General features: G+C 52.7%; 10 protein-coding genes. 2 read left to right on the top strand and 8 right to left on the bottom strand.

Translation table 11 applies throughout. The features are described from left to right. Positions 1-114 precede the first annotated feature (114 nt). The 5 genes from AC0MA3_RS15360 to AC0MA3_RS15380 all read right to left on the bottom strand — a co-directional run bounded on the left by AC0MA3_RS15360 (position 115) and on the right by AC0MA3_RS15380 (position 6961). Complete coding sequence (locus AC0MA3_RS15360; RefSeq protein WP_474656811.1) at positions 115-1662, bottom strand: ABC transporter substrate-binding protein; 1548 nt, start codon at positions 1660-1662, stop codon at positions 115-117. Between the two features lie 36 nt (positions 1663-1698). Beyond that, positions 1699-2583: a carbohydrate ABC transporter permease gene (locus AC0MA3_RS15365; protein WP_474656812.1), complete on the bottom strand. Its 885-nt coding sequence runs from the start codon at positions 2581-2583 to the stop codon at positions 1699-1701. Between the two features lie 15 nt (positions 2584-2598). Then, positions 2599-3585, bottom strand: a complete 987-nt coding sequence (locus tag AC0MA3_RS15370) for an ABC transporter permease (protein ID WP_236332992.1) — start codon at positions 3583-3585, stop codon at positions 2599-2601. Between the two features lie 243 nt (positions 3586-3828). Next, the gene (locus AC0MA3_RS15375; RefSeq protein WP_474656813.1) at positions 3829-6138 is read right to left on the bottom strand and encodes a helix-turn-helix domain-containing protein; all 2310 of its coding nucleotides are present in this window, start codon (positions 6136-6138) and stop codon (positions 3829-3831) included. A 58-nt stretch (positions 6139-6196) separates the two neighbouring features. Further along, positions 6197-6961, bottom strand: a complete 765-nt coding sequence (locus tag AC0MA3_RS15380) for an SGNH/GDSL hydrolase family protein (protein ID WP_474656814.1) — start codon at positions 6959-6961, stop codon at positions 6197-6199. A 131-nt stretch (positions 6962-7092) separates the two neighbouring features. Here AC0MA3_RS15380 and AC0MA3_RS15385 point away from each other — a divergent pair, with 131 nt between their 5' ends. After that, positions 7093-7983, top strand: a complete 891-nt coding sequence (locus AC0MA3_RS15385) for a helix-turn-helix domain-containing protein (protein WP_474656815.1) — start codon at positions 7093-7095, stop codon at positions 7981-7983. Here AC0MA3_RS15385 and AC0MA3_RS15390 read toward each other — a convergent pair. Next, positions 7973-8884 (bottom strand): AraC family transcriptional regulator, encoded by a 912-nt coding sequence (locus tag AC0MA3_RS15390; RefSeq protein WP_474656816.1) that lies wholly within the window; start codon positions 8882-8884, stop codon positions 7973-7975. The two genes, AC0MA3_RS15385 and AC0MA3_RS15390, sit on opposite strands and share 11 nt — an antisense overlap. Positions 8885-9015: 131 nt before the next feature. Here AC0MA3_RS15390 and AC0MA3_RS15395 point away from each other — a divergent pair, with 131 nt between their 5' ends. Beyond that, positions 9016-11001: a beta-galactosidase trimerization domain-containing protein gene (locus AC0MA3_RS15395; RefSeq protein ID WP_474656817.1), complete on the top strand. Its 1986-nt coding sequence runs from the start codon at positions 9016-9018 to the stop codon at positions 10999-11001. Positions 11002-11148: 147 nt separating this feature from the next. Here AC0MA3_RS15395 and fucU read toward each other — a convergent pair whose 3' ends face one another. Both fucU and AC0MA3_RS15405 read right to left on the bottom strand, forming a co-directional pair. Further along, positions 11149-11589 (bottom strand): L-fucose mutarotase, encoded by a 441-nt coding sequence (gene fucU / locus AC0MA3_RS15400; protein ID WP_474656818.1) that lies wholly within the window; start codon positions 11587-11589, stop codon positions 11149-11151. A 198-nt stretch (positions 11590-11787) separates the two neighbouring features. After that, a complete protein-coding gene (locus AC0MA3_RS15405; RefSeq protein ID WP_054941925.1) occupies positions 11788-12438 on the bottom strand; it encodes a class II aldolase/adducin family protein in 651 nt (216 codons plus the stop codon). Positions 12439-12462 lie beyond the last annotated feature (24 nt).

Below are 12462 nucleotides of genomic sequence, written 5' to 3' on the forward strand. Positions count from 1 at the left end.
TCTTCCTTTCCATGTGGGAATATGGACGGCCACGCCGGTATTATGTCTTAGCGCAGCCGCCTTTGAGCAGCAGGTTCTTCCGAGTTCCTCCAGCGGTGCAGGTTTATCTATCTATTACTTCTTCAAGCCTTTATCCTTAAGGAATTGTTCGAATTGTTTGGTCACTTCCGCTACATATTTCTCTTCGCCCGCTTCCTTCAGCTTGCCGTAAAGTACAGGCCAGGTTTCTTCAAAATCCAGTGTTCCGGTAACCAGTCCGCGCTTGTATTCACCCCACACGGCATTCAGGTTGGCGATCTCCGTATTGACCGGCTCGGAATTAAACTTGAAGGCACCGACAGGATTGACTTCGGAATCGGAATTGATCTTTTTGGTTTCCTCCCAGACGTTCTCCGGCTGGCCTTCCTTCAGATAAGAATTAAATACGCTGCCAAATACCCAGTCCATATTCGGCAGATACCGGGAGTCCGGCAGCGCCTTGATGTAATCACCTGTCGTCTTCTCATAGTGAACACCGGCAATACCATTGCAGAGCAGATTGTACAGCTCCTTGTCGGTATTCACCAGATTCAGCAGCATCATGGCCCGTTCCGGATTAGGGGCGGTACGGCTGATCGACTGGTTGGTCGTCGCCGAGTAGCCGTTCGAGAACCAGTCGCTGAGCGGAACCGTGATAACGTCATTTCCGCCGTTTTTCGCTTTCACTTCCGCTTCTACCCCTGGCTTCAGTGTAACGTTGAAATCTACGGCAATCTGGCCTTTCGCCAAATAATCGTTCATCTTTTCAGTAGCTGCGTCTTTGTAAATGTAGCCTTCTTTGTACCATTTGCTGGCCAGCCGGAAATTGTCCAGCTCTTCTTCCGGATAACGGTACAGCGTATAAGTCGGATCATCTGTTTTGATGTAGAAATGGTCATCCAGGCCCGGAACTACCCAGTACTTGTCGTCATGCGACTGAGGATTGATAAAAGAAGTGCCGAATACGCCAAACGGAATAATGTCCGGCTCATTCTGTTTGATTTGGGCCAGGAAAGGTTCAATATCGGCAATCTTTTTGATGGAAGCGGTATCAAGATTGTACTTGTCGGCAAACCGCTTCTGGATGATAAATCCGTAACGGGAGCCGTTGATCTGCTGGTTCGGAATACCGTATATTTCACCGTCTACGGAAAGACCGTCCCACATCACCTGCGGCACATCTGCCTTGAGCTCCGGCGCGTATTCATCCAGGAGAGCATCCATCGGCTGAATGGCTCCTTTGCGTACCAGCTCCTCCGGCTTCAGCATGTAACCGGTCCAGAGAATGTCGAACTTCTCACCCGCAGCGAGCACGGTGTTCATCTTCTGCACATAGTCCCCGATCGCAACAGGCATCAGCTTGACTGTAGCGTTGATCTTTTCCTTCACAATCTTGTTAACTTCATCCTGGACCTTGGCCTGATCGGCCTGAAGCTGCGACAGCGGATAATACCAGGTCAGTTCAACCGGCTTCAGCTCCCCGGCGCCTCCCGAATCGGGTGTTGCACTTTGCGCACCTGCTGTAGCGCTGCCTTCCGTGCCGCTTGACCCGTTACCGTTGCCGTTGTTGTTGCCACCGCAGCCGGCCAGAACCGACGCCGCGAGCAATACAAACGCCAAAACCCCAAACAGTCTTTTTTTCATTTGAGTGACCTCCTGTACTTTGTACATGATTGTATGTTAACCCTTTAGGGAGCCAACCGTAAGCCCTTTGACAAAAAACCGTTGAAAGAACGGGAAGATAACCACCATCGGTCCGCCCGCCAGCACGGCAATGGCCATCCGCGCCGAACTGTTGGGGAAACTCGCCAGATCGATACCAAGCTGTCCTGTAAATTCCGAATTCGTGGTGAGAAATTCGATGCTGTTGAGCGTCCGCACCAGCAGCAGCTGCAGCGGCACTTTGCTCGGATCATCGATGTAGAGCATCGCATTGAACCATTCATTCCAATACGTAAAGGATATCAGGAGACCCAGAGTAGCAAGCGCCGGTGTGGATAAGGGCAGGATAATCCGGAAGAAAATACGGAATTCCCGCGCCCCGTCGATTTTGGCGGATTCAATGATCTCATGCGGGATTTTGGACATGAACCCTTTCATGACCATGATGTTGAACGGTGACAGCAGGATCGGCAGAATAAGCGCCCACAGGCTGTCTTTCAGATGCAGATATTGCGTAATAAGGATATAGGAGGGAACAAGCCCCCCGCTGAACAGCATCGTGAAAAATACATAAAATGTGGTTACCCGGTTATACCTGTAATCCTGTCTCGAAATGACGTAGGCGGTCATCGCAGTCAGCAGCAGGCCGGCCAGCGATCCAACTATGGTCACCGTAAGGGTCACCCCGTAAGCCCGGAACAGAATGTCAGGAGCATCCAGCAGATAGCGGTAGGCATCCAGACTGAACGACTTGGGGATAAACTGATAGCCGTTTTGGGTCAGCGCCTTTTCATCCGTCAGCGATACCGCTATGACAAGCAGAAACGGCAGGATGACTACAAGTGAGAGCACCGTAAACAGTAGGTTAATGAACAGCTTGGAAAATTCAAATTTTTTGGCCACTGCCATGGCACCTCCTTACCATAAAGAGTTATCGGGATTGATTTTGCGCACAATCGCGTTAGCCGACAGCACCAGCACCAGACCGACAACCGACTGGTAAAAGCCTGTGGCCGCTGACATGCTTACATTGCCGACTTCACGCAGCGCACGGTAGACATAGGTATCAATAATATCTGTTGAGCCGTAGAGAAAGCCTGAGTTGTTCGGTATAAAGTAATGCAGCCCGAAGTCGCCGCGGAACATGTTGCCGATGGACAGGATCAGCATAATAATGATGATTGGTGCCATCAGCGGAATCGTAATTTTGAACGCCATCTGCCGCTTAGTCGCACCGTCAATCCGCGCCGCCTCGTAATATTCGCTGTTGATGCCGATAATGCCGGCAAAATAAATCAGCGTGTTGAACCCGATCACTTTCCATAATTGAACCAGGATGAGGATCACCGGCCACGGTGCGGCATTCTGGTACCAGCTCACCGGCTCGAGACCGAAGGACTCCAGGGTGCGGTTGATAAAGCCGTCGGAATGGTTCAAAAAGGCATACGCCACATAACCCACCAGCACCCACGATAAAAAATGGGGCAGGAACAAGGCCGTCTGGTAGAACTTGCTCCACTTGGCCTTGATTTCGTTCATCAGAATAGCCAGCAGCAGCGCTGCTGAGGTACCTATCAGAATGTAAGCGGTGTTATAAAGTACCGTATTGCGGGTAATTCTCCACGCCGTATCCGTGGTGAACAAATAACGGAAGTTATCAAGCCCGACCCACTTGCTGCCGAATATGCCCAGATCGTAGCGGTAATTTTTAAAGGCGATAATCAGGCCAATCATTGGAATATAGGCAAAAATTAATTTGTACAGTATTCCCGGCAGCGAGAGCAGGAACAGCTCCCGGTTGTTCTTGAAATGGTGAAGCTCTCTTCCGATCCACGTCTTACTGCGTTTTCCCGGCGGCGCACCCGCATGTGCCCCTTGCTGCGAAAGTGATACATTCTTCAACATAGCCAAAGCCCCTTCCTTTCCTTCCTTAGCGGCTGCCTGTGTTCCAGGCTTTGCACGACTAACCATAGCGTGGAATATGGCTTTGGCGGTACTGTACAATTGCAGGATTGCTGTACAGATGGGCTGTATTGTTCCCGGATTCCTGTTCCGGTATGGCTGAACACTGCAGCAGAACGGCAAAAGGCCCGCATAATGAAAAGCATTCATCTGCGGGCCCGGACTAGATATGGATTAAGAACTGTTTTATTTGCTGCGGTCTATAGCTGATTTCAGGCGGTACTCCTTGGGCGTCGTCCCGTAACGGCGTTTGAACAGGCGGTAGAAATAGCTCTCATTGCCAAACCCAACCTTTTCCATAATCTCCGTCACGGTTAAGTCCTTCTGCTCCAGATACTCTCTGGCATAGGCCAGGCGTGCTGCGTTGATCTGATCGACTACAGTCGTTCCTTCCTGCGTCTTGAACACCTGGCCCAAATAAACGGAGCTCATCTTCAGCATGTCGGCGATCCGCTGCACATTAAGGTCTGGGTCAGCATAATGCTTGTCGATAATCTCCTTCACCGTTTCGGCCAGCAGCCGGTTCTTATCCTCGCGCCCGCTCCGGCGCTGCTCCGCAACCTCGTGCACAACCTCCAGCAGTACAGCCTCAATCTCATCCAGTGTCTCTTTTTCAAGAATACGCCGGTTAATAGCCTGCAGGTTGACCGACACCGGATTAACGTTGTGATTGTTCATTTCGCCAAGCGTATTGCTTAGTGTAACCGCCAGATGAAGCACCGCAGAGTACATATTTTCGAAGCTGAACCCTCCGATCAGTTCTCTCCAGCTGCGGATCGCCTGCTCTGTCTCCGCCAGATCCCCGCCTTTGAGTCCTTCTGTCAGCTGGCGTTCCAGCTCCTGCGGGATGCGCAGCGATTCATTCCGCTCATTCTCCCTTAGAAGATCAGGTTCAAGTATGGTTCCCTTGCCGAAAATCATCCGGTAGCCCAAATGGCGCACCGCCAGATTATAATGCTGTGAAATGCAGCGGTAGTCCGTGAATATATCGCTCAGCGTAACCGTAAAGGTAATGCGGTAATAGCCAAGAATGGTTTGTTGAAGCTCCCTGAAGCGCTCTCCCAGCTTTTCCAGTGCCCCCGTTTCACTGCCGGCGATAAAGACAAGATGCCCGCTTTTCATATCCGCCGCTTCACAGGAACCGTCAAGGCGCAGCAGCTCCTGACCGATATTGCCAATGGCAAAGTATAGCAGCGATTCCATCTGTAGCCCCGGTCCGGCGGCAAGTCCCTGCAGATCATCGATCTGCACCAGCGCGAGGCGGAGTGGCGACGGATAGGCGATATCAATCCCGTACTGCTCCCTGATCTGCAGAAATGCTCGCTCGTCTACGCTGCCGCTGAGCCCGATCAGGCTCCGCAGCTGATAGACCTTAGCAATATTGGACTGCGATGCCCGTTCCTGTTCCAGCCCCTTTAGCTTGCCGAGCATCTCGGTCACGTTGGCTGTAATCAGCGACAGCTCATCCTTCACCTGCGGAGCACCGCGCTCATCCTGCGGTACAAGCGTCAGCAGCTGACCTACCGGCTTATAGAGCCGCAGCGAAAAGAACACGGACATCATTACAGCGAGCAGAACTACAGACAGCGTTACTGCCAGTTCGGTCCACTTCATCTGCCGGACGCTGCCCAGCACGATATCATAATCCTGCATACTGACAATCTGCCAGTTATTCAGGGCTTTACTCAGATAAGTGACCTTATACTTCCTATCTCCGTACGTGTAGTTAAAAGAATTCAGCGGCGTGTCCGAGGAGGAGATCCGCGGCAGCAAATCCTGCTTAATATTAAGTCCGGCCGGAAGCTGCCCGTCAGTCGAAATAAGCACTTCACCCTCGCTGTCGGTGACGAAAAGGACATCCTTTTCCCGCTCAGCCGCATGATTAAGCGCTTTCATATTATCCAGCATCCATCCCGGCTTCACCGTTAAAATCAGCACATTGTCATTGATTGAACCCAGCGAATCTCCGTCATACATGAAAAAGGCAAATACATCGATCCCTTCGTCCTTGCCGTCAAGATCCAGGGGAATCAGCTGCAGCTTCGGCAAATCGGCCCGGGAGGCCATGTAATCCTCTAAGGCATTGTAGAAGAGGCTGTTATCAATGTCATGGTTCAGCGATGAGAAGAACCGGTGCTGCGCACCGTTATAAAAGACTGCAGCGTGCAGATACGGGGAAGATGCCACCGTATGATTGAGGCGTTCGATCTTAAGAATGCTATCCCTGTAATCCGCACCGGACTTCAGCGCAATCAGTTCTTCGTCATTGTACAGGGAAACTGCCAGATCCTTCACAATGCCATTCATGTTCTCAATGTTGTAATTCATTTGGGTCAGCAGCTTGCGGTCAGCTTCATTTTGCAGGCTAAGTACCTTGCCGCGGGCACTGGTGTTCAATACAAACGAAGTAATGGCCAGTATGGCGACAACAAGCATAAAGCTGAGCAAAATCCGCTGTAAATATTTGCGCGAGCGGATCGTCTGCAATACATTCATGGGTCCTCTCTCCCTGCTCTTAGGGTGACCTTAATATAATCCTGCGCGATTTTGCTTGTCAATCCTCGTTATCCTGAAACGTCCTCCGGGAGTCTTCCTCATCTGGCCATGTACCCGGCTCTGCGTGGAACAGCTCCCGCAGTAGTGTCCGCGCCATCACCCTGTGACCTGATGCATCCGGATGGATACCGTCACCGTAGGTATACGAGGCGTTAAGCGAGCGTTCCTGCCGGATATGCTCCAGCAGCGGTGTGCGCAGATCGATGATGCCGTCGGCGGGGCAGCTCCCCGATAACAGCCAGTCCGCATAACGCTCAAGTACACGGTCATAATCCCTGTAAGGCGCCAGATAGCTGAAACCGGACGCCTCCGCAGGCAGAAGCTGGCCGTTCATTGATGCGGCGTCGAACGGCGGCGGGGTCATCAGTACGACCTTGGCCCCGGCTTCGCGGATCTGCGCACTCAGCCGCAGCATTCCTGTCCTATAGGCGGCGAACCGTTCGCCCGAGAAGGGATGGTAGATCCCGTCATTCATACCGTAGCATGCTACGACCACACCGGGAGCTGCTTCCGCGAGTTCTTTTGCCAGGCGTTCATGCACACAGGGCCGCGGGAACAGATGGGCCGCTTCGCTGAGACCCGAGGACGTCTCGCTGGGAACACCGCGTGCAGCCAGTTCCACTGCCAGATCCGGACGGTGCTTCTGCAGCCATTCCCCAGCCAAACGGATATATAGGCCGTCAGCTGTAATGCTGTCCCCGAGAAACAGAATGAGCGGCCTGATGGAATTTTTTGTTATGTTATCAGTAAATAAATGCAGCATACTTCTCCCTCCTGTCGATCGCGCTGGTCCCTTGCCCGGCTGAAATCGGGCGGTGTACCTGCAACCTAATGGTAGCCCCGCCTGCCTTTTTTCGCCTTGACGATATCGACCATCTTTAGCATAATATGGCCATGACAACCAAACTGTTTGCGCGGGACATCGGACTTGAACCCGGCTTCACCTTTAGAATCCAGAAGTGTCCGCTGACCCATGAATACTACGTCCATAGCCATGACTTCTCCGAGCTCGTCGTCATTTTGTCAGGAAATGCGGTACATATTATCGAGGGGAGGGAGTATCCGGTTAGCGCCGGCCAGGTTTTTTTAATCCACAGCAATGTTTCCCACGGTTACAAGAATGTCGACGGCATCGAGTATGTTAACGTGATGTTCCAGCCCGAGCAGCTGCTGCAGCAGTCCGAGCTCAGGCTGATGCCGGGCTTTCAGGCGCTGTTCTATATCGAGCCTTTCTACCGGAAGGAGATGCACTTCAAAGGCATGCTAACCCTTGACGCCGGGCAGATCCGGGAGGCTACCCGGCTGCTGGACTGTATTCTGGGAGAGCATGAACAACAGCAGGAAGGGTACAGGCTAATGATCCGTACCTATTTCACCGCACTCGTTGGCATGCTGTCACGGTATTATCAGAACAGCAGCGGACGGGAGGATAACAAAGCGCTGCGGATCGGTGAGACGGTTACCTATATCGAAGAGCATTTTCTGCAGCCGATCACCCTACAATCCATGGCAGATATGGCCTACATGTCAACACGCCAGTTTCTGAGGGTCTTCACCCGCAACTATCAGACCACCCCGATGGATTATATCATCCGCAAGCGCCTGGATTATTCATGCACACTGCTGCGGAGCCTGGACCTCACCATATTCCAGGTCGCCATGGACAGCGGCTTCCACGACCAGAGCTATTACTCCCGCCAGTTCCGCAAAGTATTTAACTGCACGCCAAGCGAATACCGCGAGAAAATACGGGATTCCGGACAAGCATCCCCGTTCAATCCCTGAACCTCTCCGTACCGGCGGCAGCTGCCTCATCCTTCTGACGCAGCCGCCGCCGGTACGCTCCGGGGGTTACGCCAAACCTCGCACGGAACAGACGCGTCAGGTAGTTGGGATCTTGAATGCCTACCCGTTCGGCAATTTCGGAAATGCCTAGCACCGTACCGCTGAGCAGTTTTTTGGCTTCCTCCAGGCGCAGGTGCAGCACGTACTGCAGCGGTGTTGTGCCGATATGCTGTTTCATGCACCTCGTAATATAATCTGCCTGAAAATGCAGCTCCTCCTCGAGTCCTGCAAGATTAAACGGATGCCTCCAGTGAACGTCCAGATAGCTTGCTGCTGCCCGGGCCAGCCGTTCCGTAGGCTCCGGCAGAGCAGTCCGCGCGCATTCCGCCTGAAGCAGAGCCATCAGCCCGGCGAGCAGCAAGTGAAGCCGGAGTGCATTTTCTGCGTTCAGCCGGCTGTGAATCTCGTTCATCTCATGCAAAATCGGTTCCAGTACCTCTACATCGACTGCGGCGAATTTCGGCATGTATAAACGCTGCTGTGCAGAAGGCTCCTCATCCTCTACCGTTCCTTTAGCCAGCAGCGATGGCCAGGGAATATCCCCCTGGCGGATATAAGCCGGCTTACACGCATGGATAAAGTGCACCCAGTAAATCTCCGTATCCTCTGCACAGGCCCTATGCCCGGCATGCGGCAGCCCCGCCTCCAGCACCAACAGCTTGCCCGGGCCAACCTCGTATTCCTTATCCTGTTCTGTCATATAGAGCGTTCCCCGCTTCACCAGCAGCAGATCATACACTGCGAAGGTGCGGGCGAAATGCCGGTCTCCCGGCGACCATACGGCATGTCCTACCGTGACGAACTGCGGCAGCGGCGGGATGGAAAATTCAAGGCACAGCACCGTATATCTCTCCTGTCAAAGTCGATTTTGTGCTATTCAAAGTCTATATTATCACTGGCTGCTTCGGCGGAAAAGAGGTACATTGACTGGGAATCCGCTTTACATCCAACCATATAAGGGGCTGTTTATCGATGCGTTTTCGTCAGGTTCACCTCGACTTCCATACTTCCGAAGCCATTCCCGGCATAGGACAGGAATTTTCCAAAGCCCAGTTTCAAGCCATGCTGCGTACCGGGCATGTAGATTCAATCACTGTGTTCTCCAAATGCCATCACGGCTGGGCCTACCATCCCAGTGAAGCCAATGAAATGCATCCGCATCTCTCCTTTGACCTGCTGGGGGAAATGATCACGGCGGCTCATGAGATCGGGGTCCGGACACCGGTATATTTGTCAGCTGGTCTTGATGAGAAGCTGGCGCGCCGCCATCCCGAGTGGCTGATCCGTGATGCAGAGGACCGGACACGCTGGGTAAAGGACTTTATGACTCCGGGTTACCACGAGTTTTGCCTTAATACGCCTTACCTGGACATTTTACTGGCGCAAATCCATGAAGTCGTCTCCCGGTACGATGCAGACGGGATCTTTCTCGATATCGTCGGCGCCCGCAAATGCCGCTGCCAGTATTGTGTGGCCGCGCTGCGGGCAGCCGGCCAAGACCCTCGCGACGAAACATCTATAATTGCCTTGGGCGAAGCGACTTATCTGAACTATGCGCGCCGCGTACGGGAGACTATCGACGATGTGAAGCCTGGTCTTCCGGTCTATCACAACAACGGTCATCAGCAGCGGGGCCGCCGTGATCTCGTCCATGTCAACAGCCATCTCGAACTGGAATCGCTCCCGACCGGAGGCTGGGGCTACGATCACTTCCCGCTGTCGGCACGGTACGCCCAGCCACTGGGCATGGAATTTCTCGGCATGACCGGCAAATTCCATACCTCGTGGGGCGAATTCGGCGGCTACAAGCATCCGAACGCACTGCGGTTTGAAGCCGCACTCAGTCTCGCCCACGGCGCCAAATGCTCCATCGGCGACCAGCTTCACCCCTCAGGCCTGATGGACGAAGCAACCTATGCCCTGATTGGCGCTGCCTACGCAGAGGTAGAGGCGAAGGAACCGTGGTGCAGCGGGGTAGAATCGGTTGCCGACATCGCGGTCCTGTCCCTGGAAGCGGCGCGTGAAGCCTGTCCCGGCGGTCACGAACTCATGGGGCAGCGCAATCTGGCCGATGCCGGTGTAGTGCGCATGCTGACTGAAGGCCACTACCTGTTCGACATCGTGGATATGTCCAGCGATTTCACCGCCTACAAGGTGCTGATTCTGCCGGACGAGGTGCCGGTATGGCCGGAATTGGCCGGCGCTATAGATACCTTTACGGCAGGTGGCGGCAAGGTGCTCGCCACCGGGCGTTCGGGTCTGAACACGGCCGGGGATGCTTTTGAGCTGAACCTCGGAGTCAACTGGCTGGGAGTTAATCCGTACCGTCCATCTTATTTCAGTCCGAATTTCACTCCCGGTGCCCTGCTGCCTGCCTCCTATGTGATGTATGGCGAGGGCCAGCTAGTGGAGCTAAACGGCGGTCATTCGCTGGGCCACTTAGAGAATCCCTATTTCAACCGTGATGTCTTCAGCTTTTGTTCGCATCAGCACACACCTGGTGCCAGAGAAGACAATGGTCCAGGCATGGTCGAGAGCGAAGACGGAATCTATATCGCCTGGGAGGTGTTCAGTGATTATGCGGAGGGCGGACATCTCATCCTGAAGGAGATGGTGCTCCTTTCCCTATCCCGCCTCCTTCCTCAGCCAGCCCTGACTACCAGTCTGCCGGCCCGGGGAATAACGACCCTGCAGTACCAGCAGGCAGAGCGGCGATATGTGAACCATCTGCTCTATGCCGCCCCCGTACTCAAGGGCCGCATTGAGGTCATCGAGGACATTGTGCCGCTGCGAGACATTTCCGTCAGCCTGCGTCTCCCGTCAGCTGCCCCCGTCCACCGTGTCTATCTTGCCCCCTCGATGACTGAGCTGCCGTTCACGGCAGGCCAAGAGGGTGAACTCTCTTATACAGTTCCTTACCTGGAGAATCACCAGATGGCAGTGATAGAGCTGGCGTAGCAAAAATACTGGCGGTTAACCCGTACATTTATAAAAACAAGGGATGTCGCAGTAGCCTCCGGCTTCTGTAACCTCCCTTTTTTAATCCGCTATCCGCGCGTTAATCCCTTCTACCTGGGCATCAATATCGTTCTCCCGTAATGAATCTCAGTTGTTGTCCTCCGGTTTGATAACACCCTTTTTGATGATTATATTTCCATATAAAGCCTCTTCACCCGTAATTACAATGGCATAGCTCTGTTTGGAGCGGTTATAAAAGGAAAAACGTTCCTCGTATTCGATGGTTGCCGCCTCATCATGCCTGGAGATAATGGCTTCATAGGTAGACCAGATCACCGGTACTGTCTTGTCTCCTTCAACCACTGCCATGAACGCCGCCTGATGCGCCGCATAATGATCCAGGGGAAGCAGTTCAAGGATAGCATCAAGCAGCTGCGGAATCCCGATTCCATCGTATCTTAACACTCTTGAATGCAGTGCATGCCCCGGATAATTGGCATCCGCCAGCACAAGCTCATCCCCATGGCCCATCTCCATCAGTACACGAACCAGTTCGGGAGACAGGAGCTTCGGTATTTTCTTCAGCATGTTGTTCCTCCATATAAATTGAACTAGTGATTCTATACCGCTGTTCACGGTGGAAATCCACAGACTGTCTATGCTTACGATGCTAGCTTTCCTTCGGAAAGCTTTCAGGCGGACGCTTCCGCTCCTACAGTTCCAATATTCCCCTCCGTCACTTTTTCCCTAATGTTTATTTTGATGTTCAATCCATATTAAATAAAGCTACATTCCGTAGAATGATCTTAAAGCAACAAGCTCATCAATACGGTTCTGGGGCAATTCACGTTCACCGTTGATCATTCGTGTAATAAACGTCAGCTTAGCAGTATATTCAAGCCTTTCCATGTTCAGGTAGGCGCTCATCACATCCTTGCCCCAGGTCAGTGCACCGTGGCTCTCCAGAAGGACCGCTGTTTTCTTGCCCAGAAAAGGAATTAGCGAATCCGGGATCTCTTCCGTTGAAGGTGTCCCGTACTCTGCCAGTGGAATATCCCCCATAGCAATTACAGACTCAGGCATCATCATCTTGTCCAGGCTTTCTCCTTTGATGGCAAATGCAGTTGCATATGGAGGATGCGCATGAACTACACCTTTCATCTCAGGCAGCTCATTATAAATCTTAAGGTGCATTTTCACTTCGGTAGACGGACGATAGCCTTCCGCTGCTTCAAGAATCTCTCCCTGCAGATTGACCTTTACGAGCATGTGCGGCTTCAAATACCCTTTGCTGACTCCGGTCGGTGAAGTAAGAATCTCTGTTTCCGATAGGCGCGCAGAGATGTTGCCGTCGTTAGCGGCTATAAAATCCTTATTAAACAGATTTCTGCCTATATCACAAATTAGCAGCCGCAATTCCTCTTCAGAATGATTCATGATTACTCTCCTTTTACTAATCGA

The organism is Paenibacillus sp. LS-5 (assembly GCF_056121505.1).

Excerpts from the sequence above, each read along its gene's own strand:
- AC0MA3_RS15360 (WP_474656811.1), bottom strand. The coding sequence starts at position 1,662 with ATGAAAAAAAGACTGTTTGGGGTTTTGGCGTTTGTATTGCTCGCGGCG.
- AC0MA3_RS15370 (WP_236332992.1), bottom strand. The coding sequence starts at position 3,585 with ATGTTGAAGAATGTATCACTTTCGCAGCAAGGGGCACATGCGGGTGCG.
- AC0MA3_RS15375 (WP_474656813.1), bottom strand. The coding sequence starts at position 6,138 with ATGAATGTATTGCAGACGATCCGCTCGCGCAAATATTTACAGCGGATT.
- AC0MA3_RS15380 (WP_474656814.1), bottom strand. The coding sequence starts at position 6,961 with ATGCTGCATTTATTTACTGATAACATAACAAAAAATTCCATCAGGCCG.
- AC0MA3_RS15385 (WP_474656815.1), top strand. The coding sequence starts at position 7,093 with ATGACAACCAAACTGTTTGCGCGGGACATCGGACTTGAACCCGGCTTC.
- AC0MA3_RS15395 (WP_474656817.1), top strand. The coding sequence starts at position 9,016 with ATGCGTTTTCGTCAGGTTCACCTCGACTTCCATACTTCCGAAGCCATT.
- fucU (WP_474656818.1), bottom strand. The coding sequence starts at position 11,589 with ATGCTGAAGAAAATACCGAAGCTCCTGTCTCCCGAACTGGTTCGTGTA.
- AC0MA3_RS15405 (WP_054941925.1), bottom strand. The coding sequence starts at position 12,438 with ATGAATCATTCTGAAGAGGAATTGCGGCTGCTAATTTGTGATATAGGC.